The following is a 21,021-nucleotide window of genomic DNA, read 5'->3' as shown; positions in this document are numbered from 1 at the left end:
TCATATCACACCTCACTGCTTGGCCAGACACTTCCAATCGTCTGGTTTAGTTAGCCTACTGCGTCCCTCCATCACTATATACTCTAGTACAGGAATATCAACCTGTTGTCCATCGGATACACCTTTCGGTCTCTCCTTAGGTCCCGACTAACCCAGGGCGGACGAGCCTTCCCCTGGAAACCTTAGTCTTACGGTGGACAGGATTCTCACCTGTCTTTCGCTACTCATACCGGCATTCTCACTTCTATGCGCTCCAGCACTCCTCACGGTACACCTTCTTCGCACATAGAACGCTCTCCTACCATACCTATAAAGGTATCCACAGCTTCGGTAATATGTTTTAGCCCCGGTACATTTTCGGCGCAGGGTCACTCGACTAGTGAGCTATTACGCACTCTTTGAATGAATAGCTGCTTCTAAGCTAACATCCTAGTTGTCTGTGCAACCCCACATCCTTTTCCACTTAACATATATTTTGGGACCTTAGCTGGTGGTCTGGGCTGTTTCCCTTTCGACTACGGATCTTAGCACTCGCAGTCTGACTGCCGATTATATCTCGTTGGCATTCGGAGTTTATCTGAGATTGGTAATCCGGGATGGACCCCTCACCCAAACAGTGCTCTACCTCCAAGAGACTTAACATCGACGCTAGCCCTAAAGCTATTTCGGAGAGAACCAGCTATCTCCAAGTTCGTTTGGAATTTCTCCGCTACCCACAAGTCATCCAAGCACTTTTCAACGTGCCCTGGTTCGGTCCTCCAGTGAGTTTTACCTCACCTTCAACCTGCTCATGGGTAGGTCACATGGTTTCGGGTCTACGACATGATACTAATGCGCCCTATTAAGACTCGGTTTCCCTACGGCTCCGTCTCTTCAACTTAACCTCGCATCATATCGTAACTCGCCGGTTCATTCTACAAAAGGCACGCTCTCACCCATTAACGGGCTCGAACTTGTTGTAGGCACACGGTTTCAGGTTCTATTTCACTCCCCTCCCGGGGTGCTTTTCACCTTTCCCTCACGGTACTGGTTCACTATCGGTCACTAGAGAGTATTTAGGGTTGGGAGATGGTCCTCCCAGATTCCGACGAGATTTCTCGTGTCTCGCCGTACTCAGGATACTGCTAGGTATAAAGACTATTTCGAATACGAGGCTATTACTCTCTTTGGCCTACCTTCCCAGGTAGTTCTTCTATAATCTTTAAGTCCACGTTGCAGTCCTACAACCCCGAAGAGTAAACTCTTCGGTTTGCCCTCTTGCCGTTTCGCTCGCCGCTACTAAGGCAATCGCTTTTGCTTTCTCTTCCTGCAGCTACTTAGATGTTTCAGTTCACTGCGTCTTCCTCTACATTACCTTAACAGTAATGAGTGACAGGCATTACCTGCCGGGTTCCCCCATTCGGACATCTCTGGATCATTGCTCACTTACAGCTCCCCAAAGCATTTCGTCGTTAGTCACGTCCTTCATCGGCTTCTAGTGCCAAGGCATCCACCGTGCGCCCTTATTAACTTAACCTTATTTTGGTCTTGCGACCTAACTCATTAAATATTCACAGCGTTTCGGTTTATTTTCTTGTTACTATCTATATGTAATTAATTACATATGGAATTTGATATAGATATTCAATTTTCAATGGACAATACTTGAATCTTTCGATTCAATGGAGCCTAGCGGGATCGAACCGCTGACCTCCTGCGTGCAAAGCAGGCGCTCTCCCAGCTGAGCTAAGGCCCCACAAGACCTCTCAAAACTAAATAAGAAACTCAAGTACATTCCGTTTTTCCTTAGAAAGGAGGTGATCCAGCCGCACCTTCCGATACGGCTACCTTGTTACGACTTCACCCCAATCATCTATCCCACCTTAGGCGGCTGGCTCCAAAAGGTTACCTCACCGACTTCGGGTGTTACAAACTCTCGTGGTGTGACGGGCGGTGTGTACAAGGCCCGGGAACGTATTCACCGCGGCGTGCTGATCCGCGATTACTAGCGATTCCGACTTCATGTAGGCGAGTTGCAGCCTACAATCCGAACTGAGATTGGCTTTAAGAGATTAGCTTGCCGTCACCGACTCGCAACTCGTTGTACCAACCATTGTAGCACGTGTGTAGCCCAGGTCATAAGGGGCATGATGATTTGACGTCATCCCCACCTTCCTCCGGTTTATTACCGGCAGTCTCGCTAGAGTGCCCAACTGAATGATGGCAACTAACAATAGGGGTTGCGCTCGTTGCGGGACTTAACCCAACATCTCACGACACGAGCTGACGACAACCATGCACCACCTGTCACCGATGTACCGAAGTAACTTTCTATCTCTAGAAATAGCATCGGGATGTCAAGACCTGGTAAGGTTCTTCGCGTTGCTTCGAATTAAACCACATGCTCCACCGCTTGTGCGGGCCCCCGTCAATTCCTTTGAGTTTCAACCTTGCGGTCGTACTCCCCAGGCGGAGTGCTTAATGCGTTAGCTGCGGCACTGAATCCCGGAAAGGATCCAACACCTAGCACTCATCGTTTACGGCGTGGACTACCAGGGTATCTAATCCTGTTCGCTCCCCACGCTTTCGAGCCTCAGCGTCAGTTACAGACCAGAGAGCCGCTTTCGCCACCGGTGTTCCTCCATATATCTACGCATTTCACCGCTACACATGGAATTCCACTCTCCCCTTCTGCACTCAAGTTTGACAGTTTCCAAAGCGAACTATGGTTGAGCCACAGCCTTTAACTTCAGACTTATCAAACCGCCTGCGCTCGCTTTACGCCCAATAAATCCGGACAACGCTCGGGACCTACGTATTACCGCGGCTGCTGGCACGTAGTTAGCCGTCCCTTTCTGGTAAGCTACCGTCACAGTGTGAACTTTCCACTCTCACACTCGTTCTTGACTTACAACAGAGCTTTACGATCCGAAAACCTTCTTCACTCACGCGGCGTTGCTCGGTCAGGGTTGCCCCCATTGCCGAAGATTCCCTACTGCTGCCTCCCGTAGGAGTCTGGGCCGTGTCTCAGTCCCAGTGTGGCCGATCACCCTCTCAGGTCGGCTATGTATCGTCGCCTAGGTGAGCCGTTACCTCACCTACTAGCTAATACAACGCAGGTCCATCTTGTAGTGGAGCAATTGCCCCTTTCAAATAAATGACATGTGTCATCCATTGTTATGCGGTATTAGCTATCGTTTCCAATAGTTATCCCCCGCTACAAGGCAGGTTACCTACGCGTTACTCACCCGTTCGCAACTCATCCAAGAAGAGCAAGCTCCTCTCTTCAGCGTTCTACTTGCATGTATTAGGCACGCCGCCAGCGTTCGTCCTGAGCCAGGATCAAACTCTCATTAAAAATTTAATAATTGTTCGAGCGTTAACTCATTACCGTCTTCTGACGATTTATTCTTGTAAATTGACAGGTTATAATTTCTTCTATCATAACCCTGCACTTGGTTTCTTATTCAGTTCTCAAAGGTCTTTGTCTCTCTTAAGACAACTCCTGTATTCTAGCAAATCTAGAATAGCTTGTCAACACTTTTTTGAAGTTTTTTTACTTCTCGTGTTGGCCGCCCCTTCCGAAGCAGCTTATTTATAATATCATCTCTCACTTGTCTTGTCAATAACTTTTTTAAAGTTTTTTTCAAACTTTTTTCAGTTACTGAACAATTTCCTTGAGACTTTATTAGTCTATCAAGTTTGTGAACCAATGTCAATACTTATTTTATATGCAATAAGTGAAAGCAAAAAGAAGATCTCTAGTATCTCCTTTTTCATTTTTTATAGAGCTGCTCGCATACGTGCTTGTGAATTTTCGACATTTCGTATTGAGCGCGGTAAGAACGCACGGATGTCATCTTCTTTATACCCCACTTGCAATCTCTTATCATCAATTAAGATTGGACTTTTCAAGATTCTTGGGTTTTCTTGAATCAAATCAATCACTTCACTAACACTGAGCTCATCGATATCACAATTTAAAGCTTTAGCATAGCGATTTTTTGATGAAACAATGCTCTCAACACCATTCTCTGTTTTTGATAGGATGTTTAAGATTTCTTCTTTTGTAAGTGGTTCTTTACCAAGGTTTTGTTCTTTATAAGGAAGTTGATGGTTGTTCAACCATGTTTTTGCTTTTTTACAACTTGTACAACTTGAGATTGTATAAATCTTAATCATGTTAATTCTCTCTTTCTGTCACATGATACTATTATCTTATCATTGTCCTTAGTTTAAGAAATCGGTCTAGCGACCTATTTTGAATCTAAGGGGACTTTTTCAATTATCATAGATCTTTTTTTGCTTAGATTAAATAAAAGAGAAAAAGAGCTCTTCGGCTCTTTTACACTCATTCTTCAATTTCAATGGTTGAATCAAGGTCCAAAACAAGTTCATCAGATGTTGCTTCAACTTGTGTTTCTTCAACACTATCCTCTTCATCTGGTTCAATCAAACCATAGTGTACACGTACTTTATGATCAATTTCTTCAAAAATATCTGGATGATCTGCCAAATATTTTTTAGCATTTTCAGATCCTTGACCAATCTTCTCTCCATTATATGAGAACCATGCTCCGGCTTTTTGAATAATTCCTAAATCACTAGCGATTTTTACAAGCTCACCTGTTTGTGAAATCCCTTCACCATACATAATTTCGACAAAGGCTTCTTTAAATGGTGGGGCAACTTTGTTTTTGACAACCTTGATTTTAGTTTCCTTACCAACATTTTGATCTTTTTTATCACCAGTCCCTTTGATTTGCGTATTTCCACGTACATCAAGACGTACTGATGCATAGAATTTCAGAGCACGTCCACCAGGGGTCGTTTCTGGATTACCAAACATAATACCAACTTTTTCACGCAATTGGTTAATGAAGATAGCAATTGTTTTTGTTTTATTAATAGATGCAGATAGCTTACGCATGGCTTGACTCATCATACGCGCTTGAAGCCCAACATGACTGTCACCAATATCTCCATCAATTTCTGCACGAGGTACCAAGGCTGCAACTGAGTCAACAACAACCAAATCAACTGCACCAGAGTCAATCAGCTTACCAGCAATTTCGAGACCTTGTTCACCTGAATCAGGTTGTGATAAAAGAAGCTCATCGATATTAACACCTAGGGCTGCCGCATAAGCAGGGTCAAGGGCATGTTCTGCATCGATAAAGGCAGCAATTCCACCTTCTTTTTGTGTCTGAGCAACAGCATGGAGGGCTACAGTTGTTTTACCTGATGATTCTGGTCCGTAAATTTCGATAATACGACCTTTAGGATAACCACCTGCACCAAGAGCAATATCCAAAGCTAGCGAGCCTGAGCTCATAACCTGAACCTTCTGCTCTGCACGCTCACCAAGACGCATAACCGCACCCTTACCAAAATCTTTTTCAATATTCTTCAAAGCATCATCAAGTGCTTTACGACGCTCATCTCCAAATTTCTTTGTAATTTCTTCTGTTTTCTTTGTTTTCTTAGCCACTTATTTTCCTCTTCTTTCTATAGTTAAAGACAAACTTAAATCAAGTTGTCTCTTGTAATAAAGCTTGGCGAACTAGGTTAAAGGCATAGAGGGTACTAATATATCTAACGTCAGAACGACTTCTTCCACCTATAACAACCTTGATTGACCTTACTTGATTCCTATCAGCAATACCAATAAATACTGTACCTGCTGGGTGTCCTTCTAATGAATCTGGTCCAGCTACACCGGTAAGTGCAATTCCGTAATCGCTATCTGTTTTAGCTCGGGCACCTTCAGCCATTTTTTCTGCAGTAAAATGACTGACAACACCATGTTTTTCTAGTTGCGACAAGGGAATATCCAACATTTTAGATTTTTCTTCAATGCTGTAAGTAACAAAGCCGCCTTTAAATACTTGTGAGGCTCCTGAAAAATCAGCAATACTAGCCTGAAATAAACCTGCTGTTAGGCTTTCAGCTGCAGTGATAGTCTTGCCATGGTTCTTAAGCAAACGAAAAGCTTCAAAGGCTAAACTATTAGACTCTCCATACCCATAAATAAAATCAGATAAGGATTTGCCATCTAGAGTTTTAGTAGAACGAATTTGTTTTTCTAAAACATCTAGTTTTTGATCTGCTTCTTCTCGTGAAGAAGCCTTTGTAGACAAGCGAAGTGTTACTTCCCCCACTTTAGCGTATGGAGCTATGGTTGGATCTGTTTGGTTAACAATAAAATCCTTCAGAATAGTCACCAATTGACTTTCTCCAACGCCAAAGAATCTTAGGACTCTCGAATAAAGACTTGCGTGATTCTCAGTAAGTGCTGGAACAAGTTCCTGATTCACCATAGGTTTGAGTTCACTTGGTGGACCAGGTAAGACTACATAGGTCACCCCTTGAGCAGTAATGACGCCTCCAACTGCAAGACCTGTAGGATTTTGCAAAGGGATAGCCCCCTCAACAATTTGCGCTTGACGTTCATTATTAGGCGTTCGTGTGTGTTTAGGACGAGTAGCAAAGAAACTGTCCAATTTTTTACTTGCCTCCTCATCAAAAATGAGTTCTTTGCCTAAAAACTTAGCCAGTGTTTGCTTGGTTAAGTCATCCTCAGTAGGACCAAGTCCTCCACAAAGTATGACTAAGTCACTACGTTTACTAGCTTGGTCTAGAACTGAGAGTAGGCGGTTTTCATTGTCTCCTACTGCTGTGTGAAAATACACGTCAATTCCTAGTTCAGCTAGTTTCTCAGATAAAAATTGGGCATTGGTATTGGTGATTTGCCCGGTTAGGATTTCGGTTCCTACTGCAATCAATTCAGCTTTCATTGGTTCACCTATATTACTATTCGTAAAATAATCTCAAAAATATGTTCGTTTATAAACTAACACGTTTTTCTCGTCTTGTCAATCAAATCCACTCATTTATTTGAAGTCACAGTTATTTTCATGATCATTCACAAATCCTGCGGCTTGTAAAAATGAGTAAATGGTAGTCGGGCCTAAAAATTTAAACCCTCGCTTTTTTAAATCCTTTGCTATTTGTTTAGAAAGGTCTGTTGATGATGGGACGTCCTTATATGTGGGAACGTTATTTATCAAGGGCTTCCCGTCAAAGAAATGCCAAAAATATTGGGATAGGGAGCCAAATGCATCTTGGAGTTTAAGTACTTGTTTGGCATTATTTACAGTTGCTTCTAGTTTAAGTTTGTGACGAATGATATCCGGATTTTGAAGCGCTTCTTCAAGTTCACTTAGGCTAAACTGGGCAACACACTCAATATCATAGTTATGAAAAACACGATTAAAAGCCTGACGCTTATTTAAAACCGTTAACCAGGAAAGCCCTGACTGATAACTTTCTAAGCAAAGAAGCTCAAAAAGTTTTTGATCATCAACAATAGGTTTTCCCCATTCCTTATCATGATAATCACAATAGAGTTTGTTGTCGGTTGGAACCCAACGACATCGATTGACCATTGCTTACCTCATTTCATCAACATCTTAAGAGCTGATTTAATGTATTGCTCTGCCGTTTCATTAGTACCTTCGAAGAAGGCTTTGATTTTCTTAAGTTCTGCAACTTTATAACCTAGAGCAAGCAAAGCTTCCATAGCCTCATCCAACTGATGATTCCCTTCAGGTTGACTTGGTGTCGTCTTGGTCGTTTCTGTTGGTAACTCTGCAAATTTCCCTACCAAGTCCAAAACCATTTGCTGGGCTGTCTTTTTACCAATCTTTGGAAACTTCATCAGGTACTTGATGTCACTATTATCAATGGCAGCCACCAAGCCTTGATTATCATCTACAGCAACAATGGCTAGAGCAGTCGTCGGACCTATTCCAGAAACTGAAATAAGCTTAAGGAAGACCTCTTTTTCATCTTCAGTATGGAAACCAAAAAGAAGGTGGGCGTCATCCCTAATAACCTGATGAAGGTAGACTTGGATAGTCTGATTCATCTGGTCAGAAAAACTATATGGGTTCGCTACAGTGACAATATAACCTAGGCCGTTTGCTTCTATAACAATATACTTGGCAGTAATTTTCACTAGAGTTCCCTTGATGTAATCATACATAGCGTGTGATTTCCTTTCTCGTTCGTATCTTCAATGGATTGCTTTGTTATTTTATACTTATAAGATAATTGTCTTGAGTGTTTATTTGTCACCTCAAGCACTGCTGTACTATTGTAACAAAAAATCCACTCGAAAGTGGATTATGTTTGCTCTATTTTAAGGATGACTACTCGTCTTTAAAGTATCTGTAATCATCTTCAAGCCTAATAGAATATATGTTACAACGCCTAAAGTAAAGGCAATGCTAGAAACATTTACTAGGGCATTCTCCAAACTTGGTCGACCTAACCAAGCCAAAATATAGAAAATCAAGCTAGTCGCTAAAAATGTTAAGCCAACAAGTAAAAAGTGTTTATTAGTTTTTGTTAGGTGTCTCATCACTCTACCTCCTAACTTAAAAATCAGTCAATCATCCTACAATGATGTGCTAAAACATTAGAAGATTCCTTGTCTTCACCACTATTATAAATCTAACATTCCTATTCGTAAAGTAAGACGAAAAAAAGTTTTAATACTTCCCTAGGTCACGTAGACTAGTATGATTTTCTTGAATTCGACGGAACATTTTTTCCATATCAGACTTTGTAAAGTTGACAAGTACAGGACGTCCGTGAGGGCAATTGTAGGGGTTTTTACACTGTGCAAGCTGTACTAGAAGGTCACGCGCAGAGTAATCATCGAGAGCATGATTGGCCTTGATTGAACGTTTGCAACTCATCATGATGGCTAACTCAGCACGGTAGGTCTTAACAGACACTTCATTCGTCAAAAGAAGCATGTCGCACATCTCATAGACTGCAGATTCAATCTCTTCTTCCTTCATCCAGATAGGATGTTCACGAAGAATGAAGGTGTTATTCCCATAAGGCTCTAAATAGATACCAACCTGATTAAGAAGAGGCATTTTTTCTTGTAAACTAATGTAATCCGAACCTGAAAATTCAAAGAGATAGGGAACCAAAAGCTGTTGTAAACTACTGTCAACCTCACCAATATTTTCGCGATAGTACTCATACTTGACACGTTCTTGGGCAGCATGCTGGTCAATGATGTAAAGTCCACCTTGTCCTTGAGCAAAGAGATAGGTTCCATGCATTTGACCAAAAAACTCCAACTCAGGGAAGGTTGAGGTTTCCTCATTGTCCAGATTTTCAAGCATGCGCTTCATTTTCGACTTGTTTTTATAATCAAGTTTTTCGTGTTCACTATCACTTTCATCTGCTGAACGTTGTGCTTGTTTAACAGAAGGTTGCGGTTTGTTTTCTACCGATGAAACTGGAGACTCTGACACGAGTGGTTTGATATCCTCTTGGACTGTCTCTGGTTTGACAAAGAAATCATTACGACTGCTATCATAGTAAAGATTGGTTTGTTTGAGTGGGAGACTCGTCTGAACTGGCTTAGTTGCACCTCTAGTACTTGACTTGGCTAGATTTTCAAGGGCATCTGGAATTAAATCCTGCTCTCTAAGACTTTGAGCAATAGCAGAGCTGATAAGGGCCATGAGCTCTTTTTCTTTAGAGATACGTACTTCCTGCTTTGTTGGGTGAACATTGACATCAGCCAAATAGGGATCAATTTGAATATCAATAACCGCAATAGGGAAGCGTCCTACCATGAGTTTAGAACCATAACCATCAAAAATAGCACGGTTAAGCAGGAAGTTTTTTATATAGCGTCCGTTAATGAGAATTGTGATGTAGTTACGATTTGCACGAGTTAATTCAGGAAGGCTGACATAGCCAGAAACTTCAAAATCAAGGTCAGAATTTGAAATTTCCACCATTTTTTTAGCCGTTGTCAAACCATAAATCCCGGCAATAGCTTGACGGAGGTCTCCAGTACCTGAGGTCTGTGTCAACTGACGACCGTCATTAAGCAAGGTGAAGGCAACTTCGGGATGAGCTAGACTCAGACGATTGACAACATCGACAATATGAGCCAACTCGGCCTGTAAACTCTTCATATACTTGAGACGAGCAGGGGTATTATAAAATAAGTTTTCAACGGTAATCTTTGTTCCAACTGGTGTTGAAATAGGATCCTGACTCTCAATTTCCCCACCCTTGGCAACCAGTTTAGTTCCATAGGCTTCTCCATCAGCCGCCGTCACAATGGTAAGATGACTGATAGAAGCTATTGATGGCAGGGCCTCACCTCGAAAACCAAGAGTTCGAATACGAAAGAGGTCTCCTTGATTTTTGATTTTACTTGTTGCATGACGGCGCAAACTCATAGCTACATCAGATTGAGCCATTCCTTCGCCATTGTCTGTAATTTGAATTTTTGAGAGGCCTGATTCTTCAACTTCAATGGTAATCTGGGTGCTGCCTGCATCAATAGCATTTTCCACCAGCTCTTTAACTACACTAGCTGGTCGCTCTACGACCTCTCCAGCAGCAATCTGATTGGCTAGAACTTCAGGCAATTCGATGATTTTTGGCATAATTATTTTTTCTCCCTTCTAAAAGGTTGATAAATTCACTGGTGCTGACTGTTACTTATGCTTACTATAAAGCCACAACTCACACACAACTGTTAGCCAAGATAAGGCTGTGGCTATAACAATCATATCCCCATGACGAAGGTTGAACCAAATGAGCCCAGAAAAAATCAAGAGGTAGATGATTTGGAAAATCCATTGGTAGGTTTTAGGCGAGCTTGTAGAATCCATAAACTGCTTAACAAAGAAATAAAGCAAGAGCAGGTTCAGTGTTAGTGCCTTTTCAAAAGGTGTAAAAAAACTCAAAATCAGACTGCAGGCAAGAAAAATTCCTGCTAACCATTTCATTATAGATTTCATGTGATTACCTCGTCAGTACGTTTTCATTAAGTATAGGGGTTTTCTAAAATATTTTCAACCACTTAGACACCATATGGGACCACATAGACAAACGCTATTGCTGTGGACTAGTAAATAGTGTTTAATAAAGTTGTGAAAGGGAGGAGGCCTCCTCAATTACAAACAAGAAAGGATAGTTATGAAAATAAAAGTTCAGATTGACTCGGTATTTCAAGAAGAGACGTTGCAGATTCAGGCACCTAGTCGGACGCCAAAGATTCAGCAAGTCGTCGAGTTTGTCGAAAGTTTGGATGACAACCACCGACTCAAAGGAAAAAAAGATGGAGAAACTTATCTTATCGAACCCAAAGCTATTTCCAGAATTTACATCGAAAATCGACAAGTTCTAGCTGAAACTATTCAAGGAGAGTACCCCTTAGGCTTACGTCTCTATCAAGTTTTAGAAAAACTGCCATCTTACTTTATCAAAATTTCACAATCAGAGATTGTCAACCTCAAAGAAATTGAACGCTTCAACATCACCCCTAACGGCCTCGTAGAAATTCACCTTAAAAACAAGGAAACTACCTACTCATCACGCCGTTACCTCAAAGCAATAAAGGAGAAATTACAATGAAAAAACAATTTTTTAAATCAGGCACAAGTGGCATCCTTATTGGATTAGCTGTATCTATGATTATGTCTCTTATCTGGGCGCCAAGCTACATGCCTCTTAATCCTCACTCAGCCATTGGGCAATGGATGACATCACATCAGGTTCACGGATCTATAGTATTGGCCTACTGCCTCATCACTTGGTTTGCTATCGGTATTCTTTTTGAAGTCGCTAGTTATATCTTCCGTAAGGCTGAGTGGAGTTTGCTTCGTGCAACCCTCACTCACTACACCTTGACCTGTCTAGGTTTCATCCCACTAGCTACCCTCAGCGGATGGTTCCCTCTACGTTTGACTTTCTACTTGGAGCTAGTCATTGAATTCAGCCTTATCTATCTCCTCGTTTGGGTTTTCTCTTATTGGAAAATGAAAAAGGATATTGAACAACTCAACCAAGAATTGAAACACCTATAAAAGACAAGAAGCCTGTCAATTGACAAGCTTCTTTTATAGTTTCTGTTTTAAATCTGCTACAGCCATCATGACTTGCATAGGTGTCATATTGTAAATGTCCAAATCACGCAACTCTTGAAGAACTGGATTTTCAGTAAAATCATCAAAGAGAGAGATTTGCTCGTTGACATGCGTTTCAGTGGCAGGTTTCTCTTGAGGCGATACCTTTTCCTGAGGTTGGATGGTAACTGTATCGCCCTCTAGTTGTGTCAAGATGGTGTCAGCACGTTCCAGTAAAGCTGCTGGTAAACCTGCAATCTTAGCCACATGAATACCATAAGATTTATCGGCTGGGCCATCGACAATCTTGTGAAGGAAAGTCACCTCACCTTCCTTTTCAAGTGTCGCCACATGAACGTTGACAAGGTGTGTCAAAGTATTTGACAGAGCTGTCAACTCATGATAATGGGTCGCAAACATGGTTTTAGCCCCCACCTTGTCATGAATAAACTCAATGATAGACTGGGCCAGAGCCATACCGTCATAGGTGGCTGTCCCACGTCCCAACTCATCAAAAATAATCAAGGAATTAGGTGTCGCTCGCTTAATGGCCTGATTAGCCTCCATCATCTCAACCATGAAGGTCGACTGGCCTGAAATCAGGTCATCTGCAGCACCAATACGTGTATAGATGGCGTCAAAAACTGGCAAGTCAATACTATCTGCTGGCACGTAAGACCCCATCTGAGCCATAACGACTGACAAGGCTAACTGACGCATATAGGTGGATTTACCACTCATATTTGGTCCTGTGATGAGCTGAATATTGGTCTGACTGTCAAAGGTAATGGTGTTTGGAATGTATTCTTGAACGCCCATAACCTTCTCAACCACTGCATGACGGCCTTGATCAATAACAATACGATGCTCATCATTGAACACAGGACGAACATAATGATTGGTCTCTGCTACAACAGCTAGACTCTGAAGCACATCGACTGTCGCAATAGCTTTAGCCAAAGATTGCAAACGGTCAATATAGCGTTCCACCTGCTCACGGACACGCATGAAAATATCATACTCTAGCGTTGATGATTTTTCACGCGCCTCAAGCATCTCACCTTCAATTTTAGCCAACTCAGCAGTTCCAAAGCGCTCTGAATTTTTCAGAGTTGCCTTGCGGAAGAAATGGTCAGGAACCAAGCTAAGGTTAGAGTTGGTCACATGGAAGTAATAACCATCTTTACGGTTATAATCAATCTTTAGTGTTGTAATACCAGACGCTTCACGTTCTTTAGCTTCGATATCTGCGATCCATGAGGTTCCCTCACTCATCACCTTGCGATACTTGTCCAAGGTCTCATCAAAACCAGCACGGATAATGCCACCTTCTGTAATGGTTGCAGGAGCATCTGGATCAATAGCCGACCGAATCAAACTCTCTAATTCTGGCAGAGCATCTAACTCTTGTAAAAGGCGTGACAAGGCCTCATCATTAAAGGACTCCAAAATCGCCTTAATCACCGGTACTTGAGCCAAAGTATGACCTAGCTGAATCAAATCTTTTGGATTAGCCTTGCCAAAGGAAACACGACTGGCCAGTCGCTCAATATCGTAAACACCTTTTAGACTCTCAGTCAAGTCACTACGCTCGAAGAAATTGTCCAAGAAAACTTGGATAATATTCTGACGCTCGGTGATAGTGGCTTGATTCACTAAAGGACGATCAATCCAAGTTCGCAAGAGACGCATTCCCATAGCTGTCTTGGTTTCATCCAAGAGCCAGAAAAGAGATCCGTGTTTCTTGCCCGTTCTAGCATTTTCCAGTAAATCCAAACTTGACTTGGTCGCATAGGACATCTGCAAGTAATCCTTAATCTCATAGTGCTGAGCCTTTTGTAAATGACTGAGCTCTCGCATCTGAGTACGATGAACATACTGGAGAAGTTTACCCGCCACACTGCTTTCCAAATCTGTCAAACTAGTGTCAATCAAGTGGACATCATCGTAAACCTCCGTTTCCTTGGAGAGAAGCAGGTTGAGTTGCTTCACCAAAACTTGTTCATCAGCTTCAGGTAAATCATACCCAACGACTACTTCACGTGCCTTAAGATTCTGAATTTCACTGCAAACTGAACTAAAATCATCCAACTCTGTCGCAAAAAATTCACCCGTTGATACATCCATATAGGCCAGGCCGAATCGACTTCCAACCTTGTCAATGGCTACTAAGAAATTGTTGGCATTATCAGGTTTAGAGCTGTCAACCACTGTCCCTGGCGTGATAACCTGAACTACCTCACGCTTAACCACGCCAACAGCCTGTTTAGGGTCCTCCATCTGCTCAGCAATGGCTACTTTGTAGCCCATCTCAACCAAGACATCAATATAGGCTTGAGCCGAATGATAAGGAACACCTGCCATAGGAATGGGATTATCTGCGTTCTTATTACGACTGGTTAGGCTAATTTCCAAAATTTGAGCAGCCTTAACGGCATCATCGTAAAATAATTCGTAAAAATCCCCCATCCGAAACAGCAAAAAAGCATCTGGATAATTTTCCTTGATATCCAAATACTGCTGCATTCCTGGAGATATCTTTTCCTTAGCCATGTCTTAACTCCTCGTTAATCTTTTCTTCGATAGACTTGGTCACATATTGAATCAAGTCACTGGCATCTTGCATCTTTTGACGGTAATCCTGAACAATGGGCAAATTTTCCAACTCATTCTGAATCAAATCTGCCTGCTCACCTGCCTCCTCATAGGCACGTTGTTTCTCAATTTTTTGAAAAAGCACCGCTTCTTGTTGATAGGCCTTCATCTGTCCAGCCATAGAACTAATCTGAGGGATCTGTCCAATAGCTTTCTCAGCCTCTTGAAAAGCAAGAACCGCCTCATGGTGTTTGAGGAGGTCGATTAACTCTTCTTTGGCTTTTTGGAAATCCTGATGGGGAGTCTTCATCAGTGAAACTCACTTTCCAATCTTTCAGCAACCACTGCGTCCTTACAGATTACCAATAGGGTATCTGCGCCAGCAACGGTTCCTAAAATTTCAGGATTACCGTCACTATCAATCAGGTTAGCCAAAACATCTGCTTCACCCAATTCTGTATGGAGAACCAGCATAAACTGGGCACGGGAAACTGATTTGACATAGTCCTTAACCGTAGGATCCAAACTTGAAAGCACATGCTCAGACAAACTATAGTAAAGTTTACCTTCCTCATCACGAAGCTTCAACAGGCCAATCTCACGCAAATCACGTGACAAGGTAGCCTGTGTAACCGTGATACCTTCCGCCTCTAGGCGTTGCTTAATTTCCTCTTGTGTCCCAATCTTATCTCTTGAAATCATCTGTTTGATAACAGCTTGACGATCTCTCTTCATTATCTTTCCTCTTTTTATGTATATTCCTTGCATATTATAACAGAATTTTTGTATTTTTTCATGGAATACTTCCTAATAGATGCTTTCTTGTCCCTACCCTATTAACTAAAATAATGGTAAAATAGGTATGAATGACAAGATTTGAAATGGAGTACCTATGAATACTAAAGAACTCATTGCAGCAGAAATTGCTAAAGTTGTTCCCGAATTGGAGCAAGAAAACATTCAAAGTCTGCTTGAAACCCCTAAAAATGCTGACATGGGGGACCTTGCCTTCCCTGCCTTCTCATTGGCTAAAGTCTTACGCAAGGCTCCTCAAATGATTGCAGCAGACATCGCTGAAAAAATTGATGCTTCAAACTTTGAAAAAGTTGAAGCTGTTGGTCCTTACATCAACTTCTTCCTTGATAAATCAAAAATCTCAGCGGACGTTCTTGGACAAGTCATCGCTCAAGGCAGCCACTACGCTGACCAAAACATCGGTCACGGACGTAACATTGCCTTTGATATGTCTAGTCCTAACATCGCTAAACCTTTCTCTATCGGTCACTTGCGTTCAACAGTTATCGCTGACGCTCTTGCTAACATCGTAGCTAAACAAGGCTACAAACCAGTCCGCATCAACCACTTGGGTGACTGGGGTAAACAGTTTGGTATGCTGATTGTTGCCTATAAGAAATGGGGTAGCGAAGAAGCTGTCAAAGCCAACCCTATCAATGAACTCCTTCAACTTTATGTGCGTATCAATGCTGAAGCTGAAGAAGACCCTTCTGTAGACGAAGAAGCTCGTGAATGGTTCCGTAAATTGGAGGCTGGTGACGAGGAAGCAACTGCCCTCTGGCAATGGTTCCGTGACGAAAGCTTAGTAGAATTCAACCGTCTCTATGATGAACTTGGTGTTTCTTTTGATAGCTACAACGGTGAAGCCTTCTACAATGATAAGATGGATGAAGTCGTTGACATCTTGACTGAAAAAGGACTTCTCCAAGAATCTCAAGGTGCCCAAGTGGTTAACCTTGAAAAATACGGTATCGAACACCCAGCCCTCATCAAAAAATCAGATGGTGCGACACTCTACATCACACGTGACTTGGCTGCTGCCCTCTACCGTAAACGTACTTACGACTTTGCCAAAGCCATCTATGTGGTTGGTAATGAACAATCTGCCCATTTCAAACAGTTGAAAGCTGTTCTTAAAGAAATGGGTTACGACTGGTCTGACGAAATGACTCACGTTGCCTTTGGTCTAGTAACTAAGAACGGTAAGAAATTGTCAACTCGTAAGGGTAACGTTATCTTACTTGAGCCAACTATCGCTGAAGCTGTTAACCGTGCTCAAGCTCAAATCGAAGCTAAGAATCCAAACTTGCCTAACAAGGAAGCTGTTGCCCACGCTGTTGGTGTCGGAGCTATCAAGTTCTACGACCTTAAAACAGACCGCATGAATGGTTATGACTTCGACCTTGATGCCATGGTATCCTTCGAGGGGGAAACTGGACCTTACGTACAGTATGCTCACGCTCGTATCCAATCTATCTTGCGCAAGGCTAACTTCACGCCATCTGCAGATGCCACATACAGCCTAAACGACGTTGAAAGCTGGGAAATCATCAAACTCATCCAAGACTTCCCACGTATCATCAACCGTGCATCAGACAACTTTGAACCATCTATCGTTGCTAAATTTGCTATCAGCTTGGCTCAAGCCTTTAACAAATACTATGCCCATACACGTATCTTGGACGAAAGCCCAGAACGTGACAGCCGTTTGGCTCTTTGCTACGCAACAGCAACAGCCCTCAAAGAAGCACTTCGCCTTCTCGGTGTTGAAGCTCCAGACGAGATGTAAGCCATATTTAAAACGCCTAAGGGCGTTTTTTTAGTGACCAAAAAAAGAACCCAACACATGGTGTTGAGCTCTTTTGGAGATTATGAAAAAGAAAAGTTCGTTGTTCTACAAAAAGTGTAAGCCAACGAGACTTACTGAACAAGGTTCAGTAAAAGTTATTTAGGAGACTTAAAGTATAACCTCCCTACCTTAAAGAAACCTTAAATCGCAGAAAAAAATCCCCAAAGGGATTTTCACAGCAGCCCAGAGACCACTGAAAAGATACGATTGTACAGGCTTCCCAACCTCTTCTTCCTAATCCTCCAAGGTGACCACTTGTCCAATAGAATCTTTATATAACTATATTACCTTGTTTTGGAAGGGTTTTCAAGTATTTTCTTAAAATATCCTAATAAAACCTCAAAAAAGAAGAAAAAAGCCTAGATTTCTAGACTTTCTTCGGGGAGATTTGTTATGAAAAAATTATGTTTACCTCTAGCTCACAAAAGCTAGTTGCTTTATTAGGATGGTTATAATATATCTTAATAAGCTTAAAGGTAACTTAAGAAATCGTTATCTTGCATCACTTTTTAAAACGATAAGTAAAATAAGTAATAGTAAGCACCCATTAGGAATATCCATATCTAAAAACCAAGACGGTGCTTTAAGACTACCAATATCATTCATAATCCGGATGATATTATAAGCAACACTTACTATTAAGAGACTAAGTTCCGGTAAATAGCTAAGTCGTCCTTTTAAGATGGCTAACTTCTCCTTTCTGATAGTTTTCTAGCGATGACTCTATTATAAGGCTGAAAAGAGAACAAAAATAGTGACATAAATGTCACCATCAAAAAAAGCAGGTCAAACCTGCTTTCTGCTATCTTGCTTCAATTAGTCACCCAAACCAATGCGTTCAAAGATTTCATCAACACGTTTAGTGTAGTAAACAGGGTTGAAAATTTCGTCGATTTCTTCTTGGGTGAGGCGAGAAGTTACCTCTGGATCTGCTTCAAGAAGTGGTTTGAAGTCTACTTGGTTATCCCATGATTGAGCAGTCTTTGGTTGAACAAGGTCGTAAGCTTGCTCACGCGTCATGCCTTTTTCAATCAAAGTAAGCATCGCACGTTGGCTGAAGATCAAACCAAATGTAGAGTTCATGTTGCGGATCATGTTTTCTGGGAAGACCGTCAAGTTCTTGACGATATTTCCAAAACGGTTAAGCATGTAGTCAATCAAGATAGTCGTGTCTGGTGTGATGATGCGCTCAGCTGATGAGTGAGAGATGTCACGTTCGTGCCAAAGAGCAACATTTTCATAGGCTGTGACCATGTGACCACGGATAACACGCGCAAGACCTGTCATGTTTTCAGAACCGATTGGGTTACGTTTGTGAGGCATTGCTGAAGACCCTTTTTGTCCTTTGGCAAAGAACTCTTCCACTTCACGTTGTTCTGATTTTTGAAGACCACGGATCTCAGTCGCCATACGCTCGATAGAAGTTGCGATGCTAGCAAGAACTGCAAAGTACTCAGCGTGAAGGTCACGAGGAAGTACCTGTGTAGAGATTTCTTGAGCACGGATACCAAGCTTGTCGCAGACGTATTTTTCAACGAATGGTGGGATGTTGGCAAAGTTCCCAACCGCACCAGAAATCTTACCAGCTTCCACACCAGCAGCAGCATGCTCGAAACGCTCGATGTTACGTTTCATTTCGCTATACCAAGTGGCCAATTTAAGACCAAATGTTGTAGGCTCAGCGTGCACACCGTGGGTACGACCCATCATGATGGTGAATTTGTGTTCTTTCGCCTTATCTGCCACGATTTTAGTGAAGTTTTCAAGGTCACGACGGATAATTTCATTGGCTTGCTTGTAGAGGTAACCATAGGCCGTATCTACCACGTCAGTAGATGTCAAACCATAGTGAACCCACTTGCGCTCTTCGCCAAGCGTTTCAGAAACCGCACGTGTGAAGGCAACCACATCGTGACGCGTTTGCTGCTCGATTTCCAAAATACGGTCGATGTCAAAGTCCGCTTTTTCACGAATCAAAGCTACATCTTCCTTAGGGATTTCTCCCAACTCAGCCCATGCTTCGTCAGCCAAGATTTCCACCTCAAGCCAAGCACGGTATTTATTTTCTTCACTCCAAATGTTCGCCATTTCTGGGCGAGAGTAACGTTCGATCATGTTGTTTCTCCTTTAAATTATCTAAAAAATGCAAATATCAAAAATAAAACTAGAAATACTGCCGTAGCAACTGCCCACTTTAGTCTTTCTTCCTTAGAAGTCTGAGTTTTTTCTGCTGAAGTTACATTTGAATAAAATGTTGCGTTTTCATCTAATTCATCTTCATTATCATCAGAAGATAAACCTAATGCATTTCCCCCACACCCAATAAATAGTACTAAAAATAACCACTTCATCTATAGCTACCCCTTCAGTAGAGTCTGTCTATATTCGAATGCTTCAGCGTTCTCATTTAATTCTATAGTCAACTCTTCGTGTTTATCTAAAAGTGCCTTAATTTTTTCAAATGGAACCTTGAAGTACTCTTTACGGTTATTTACTTTATTAACCTTATACTCACTAAGTTGATTATGTAATTCAGTCTCTAATGCAAAAGCTTCTTCACTAAAAATCAAAGCATGGACATCAAATTGAAAAGGTACTGATGCGCTACTTAATTCCCTGATGCGTTCAAGAGGTTCTAAACGACGAGTAACTCCAATTTTATAAACATCTTCACCAAAGGAACCAATGTTAGAAATAACATATACGTAGCCTGCAGTTGCATGACCTTCACGATAATCAATATCTTCTTCGATTTCATCTAGTTCGGATAATTTATCTTGATACTCAGATAACTGTCTCTGAAGTTCTTCAAGCTCCTCACCAGTAGCATTTTTCAAAAGTTCCTCAACCTTAGAAACCATATTTTTAAAGTGGGTTCTATCTTTTTCCAATTGCTTTCGACGTGCTTTAATTTCAGCCTGAAGTTTTTTGTCCTCACGCTCTTTTGCTCTTTGCTCACGAAGCAATTCTTTTTCTTCTTGCTTCTGTAATTCAAACTCAGCAGCTAGGCGCAATTCTTCAATTTTTAAATTTAGATAGGGTATCGTTATTTCAATTTGATTACGTGAATACATTCTATTCAGTTGTTGGAATGCTTTCTTCAATGCCTGAATTTTCTTTTCAACATTCGAAACAGAAACTTTTACTAACAAGGCATCCGCTTCACCATTAAAACCACGAATAGCCGCTTTAATAAGCTGATTCTGCATTGCCTTCCCCTTGCTTTTATTATTATCTAAAAGCATAGGTACTATAATTCTACCAGCCTGACCAGATTTAACTAAATCTTTCTGCTGTTTTCGCAAATTATCCAAAGCTTCCTTATATTTTGTGCTATCGGAAAACTTATACTGTCTCTCAAAGAATCCAAACTCTTGTAATCCAAGTGTGTCATTAGCTAAAGAAATCTCGTTCTGAATAGCAAATAATTCTGACCGCTTCTGAGATAACTCCGTATTTAATGAGACTATCTCGTCTGCTATCTTTATTTGAGCTTTTAAATCTGCCAATTTTGCTTTTTGAATAGCAATCTCTTGATTTAATCTCTGAATTTTATTTTCTAAAGCTTCATCTTTGGGTTTTCCAAAATTAAATATCGACATTAAGGTCTCCTATTCAAACTCCTCTTTCCCAATCCACACTGATGGATAGTGATCCAGTGTATTCAAATCAGTATCCATCGGCAAATCATAGATAGCTAAATAGTTTTCAGGATATTGAGCAATCAACTCTTCATACTTAGCTCTCACTTTTTCGTGATTGCTACTAGCATACAAGACTTCGACGACTGCTCCAGTCTTATCTTTTTCAACAAATGCGTTGACGATGAGTTGAATCATAAAACCT

Annotated in this window: 18 protein-coding genes, 1 tRNA gene and 2 rRNA genes (1 of these 21 running past the window's edge); 3 read left to right on the top strand and 18 right to left on the bottom strand. The window is 41.5% G+C overall.

What is annotated here, in order from left to right; genetic code table 11:
• The 11 genes from BSR19_RS00395 to BSR19_RS00345 all read right to left on the bottom strand — a co-directional run.
• Window positions 1-1,516 (bottom strand): 23S ribosomal RNA (locus BSR19_RS00395); it reaches 1,384 nt to the left of the window's first position.
• A 146-nt stretch (window positions 1,517-1,662) separates the two neighbouring features.
• A tRNA-Ala gene (locus tag BSR19_RS00390) sits at window positions 1,663-1,735 on the bottom strand.
• A gap of 54 nt (window positions 1,736-1,789) precedes the next feature.
• A 16S ribosomal RNA gene (locus BSR19_RS00385) occupies window positions 1,790-3,337 on the bottom strand.
• Together the 16S and 23S rRNA genes with 1 tRNA gene alongside form the textbook arrangement of a ribosomal RNA operon.
• 425 nt (window positions 3,338-3,762) lie before the next feature.
• Complete coding sequence (gene spx / locus BSR19_RS00380; protein WP_002886328.1) at window positions 3,763-4,161, bottom strand: transcriptional regulator Spx; 399 nt, start codon at window positions 4,159-4,161, stop codon at window positions 3,763-3,765.
• Between the two features lie 169 nt (window positions 4,162-4,330).
• Window positions 4,331-5,470: a recombinase RecA gene (gene recA / locus BSR19_RS00375; protein WP_060972897.1), complete on the bottom strand. Its 1,140-nt coding sequence runs from the start codon at window positions 5,468-5,470 to the stop codon at window positions 4,331-4,333.
• A 40-nt stretch (window positions 5,471-5,510) separates the two neighbouring features.
• Window positions 5,511-6,776 carry a competence/damage-inducible protein A gene (locus BSR19_RS00370; RefSeq protein ID WP_060972896.1) on the bottom strand — a complete coding sequence of 422 codons (1,266 nt, stop codon included), beginning with the start codon at window positions 6,774-6,776 and terminating at the stop codon, window positions 5,511-5,513.
• A gap of 96 nt (window positions 6,777-6,872) precedes the next feature.
• Window positions 6,873-7,427, bottom strand: a complete 555-nt coding sequence (locus BSR19_RS00365; protein WP_060972895.1) for a DNA-3-methyladenine glycosylase I — start codon at window positions 7,425-7,427, stop codon at window positions 6,873-6,875.
• Between the two features lie 8 nt (window positions 7,428-7,435).
• Complete coding sequence (gene ruvA / locus BSR19_RS00360) at window positions 7,436-8,026, bottom strand: Holliday junction branch migration protein RuvA (protein ID WP_060972894.1); 591 nt, start codon at window positions 8,024-8,026, stop codon at window positions 7,436-7,438.
• A gap of 156 nt (window positions 8,027-8,182) precedes the next feature.
• A complete protein-coding gene (locus tag BSR19_RS00355) occupies window positions 8,183-8,404 on the bottom strand; it encodes a hypothetical protein (protein WP_037597288.1) in 222 nt (73 codons plus the stop codon).
• A 130-nt stretch (window positions 8,405-8,534) separates the two neighbouring features.
• Entirely contained in the window at window positions 8,535-10,472 is a 1,938-nt protein-coding gene (gene mutL, locus BSR19_RS00350; RefSeq protein ID WP_060972893.1) for a DNA mismatch repair endonuclease MutL, read from the bottom strand.
• A 51-nt stretch (window positions 10,473-10,523) separates the two neighbouring features.
• Window positions 10,524-10,829, bottom strand: a complete 306-nt coding sequence (locus tag BSR19_RS00345) for a hypothetical protein (protein ID WP_037603797.1) — start codon at window positions 10,827-10,829, stop codon at window positions 10,524-10,526.
• Between the two features lie 178 nt (window positions 10,830-11,007).
• Between BSR19_RS00345 and BSR19_RS00340 the strand changes: the two genes are divergently transcribed.
• A complete protein-coding gene (locus BSR19_RS00340; RefSeq protein WP_013989911.1) occupies window positions 11,008-11,445 on the top strand; it encodes a LytTR family DNA-binding domain-containing protein in 438 nt (145 codons plus the stop codon).
• Window positions 11,442-11,897, top strand: a complete 456-nt coding sequence (locus BSR19_RS00335) for a DUF3021 domain-containing protein (protein WP_060972892.1) — start codon at window positions 11,442-11,444, stop codon at window positions 11,895-11,897. The genes BSR19_RS00340 and BSR19_RS00335 overlap by 4 nt, the downstream gene beginning before the upstream one ends.
• Before the next feature lie 33 nt (window positions 11,898-11,930).
• Here the strand turns inward: BSR19_RS00335 and mutS are convergent, their stop codons facing one another.
• Genes mutS through argR form a run of 3 tightly spaced genes read right to left on the bottom strand, consistent with a single transcriptional unit; the run spans window position 11,931 to window position 15,269 of the window.
• Window positions 11,931-14,462 (bottom strand): DNA mismatch repair protein MutS, encoded by a 2,532-nt coding sequence (mutS, locus tag BSR19_RS00330; protein ID WP_414820569.1) that lies wholly within the window; start codon window positions 14,460-14,462, stop codon window positions 11,931-11,933.
• Window positions 14,463-14,481: 19 nt separating this feature from the next.
• Window positions 14,482-14,841 carry a YlbF family regulator gene (locus tag BSR19_RS00325; protein WP_060972890.1) on the bottom strand — a complete coding sequence of 120 codons (360 nt, stop codon included), beginning with the start codon at window positions 14,839-14,841 and terminating at the stop codon, window positions 14,482-14,484.
• Window positions 14,841-15,269, bottom strand: coding sequence for an arginine repressor (gene argR / locus BSR19_RS00320; RefSeq protein WP_171963598.1), 429 nt, complete (start codon window positions 15,267-15,269; stop codon window positions 14,841-14,843). The genes BSR19_RS00325 and argR overlap by 1 nt, the downstream gene beginning before the upstream one ends.
• Window positions 15,270-15,423: 154 nt before the next feature.
• On the opposite strand from argR, the gene argS reads away from it, so the two are divergent.
• The gene (gene argS / locus BSR19_RS00315; RefSeq protein WP_060972889.1) at window positions 15,424-17,115 is read left to right on the top strand and encodes an arginine--tRNA ligase; all 1,692 of its coding nucleotides are present in this window, start codon (window positions 15,424-15,426) and stop codon (window positions 17,113-17,115) included.
• A gap of 876 nt (window positions 17,116-17,991) precedes the next feature.
• Here argS and purB read toward each other — a convergent pair.
• From purB to BSR19_RS00295, 4 genes are read right to left on the bottom strand one after another with little or no spacing between them, the layout of a single operon-like run.
• Window positions 17,992-19,290, bottom strand: a complete 1,299-nt coding sequence (gene purB, locus BSR19_RS00310) for an adenylosuccinate lyase (protein ID WP_060972888.1) — start codon at window positions 19,288-19,290, stop codon at window positions 17,992-17,994.
• Between the two features lie 17 nt (window positions 19,291-19,307).
• Entirely contained in the window at window positions 19,308-19,526 is a 219-nt protein-coding gene (locus tag BSR19_RS00305) for a hypothetical protein (protein ID WP_156246290.1), read from the bottom strand.
• 6 nt (window positions 19,527-19,532) lie between these two features.
• A complete protein-coding gene (locus BSR19_RS00300) occupies window positions 19,533-20,777 on the bottom strand; it encodes an SNIPE associated domain-containing protein (protein ID WP_060972886.1) in 1,245 nt (414 codons plus the stop codon).
• Between the two features lie 9 nt (window positions 20,778-20,786).
• Window positions 20,787-21,014: a phosphoribosylaminoimidazole carboxylase gene (locus tag BSR19_RS00295; protein WP_060972885.1), complete on the bottom strand. Its 228-nt coding sequence runs from the start codon at window positions 21,012-21,014 to the stop codon at window positions 20,787-20,789.
• Between the last annotated feature and the right edge of the window lie 7 nt (window positions 21,015-21,021).

The sequence above is a fragment of the Streptococcus salivarius genome (genome assembly GCF_009738225.1).
GTDB lineage: Bacteria > Bacillota > Bacilli > Lactobacillales > Streptococcaceae > Streptococcus.
The sequence above is the reverse complement of the archived record's forward strand: the minus strand, read 5'-3'. Positions and strand labels throughout refer to the sequence as shown.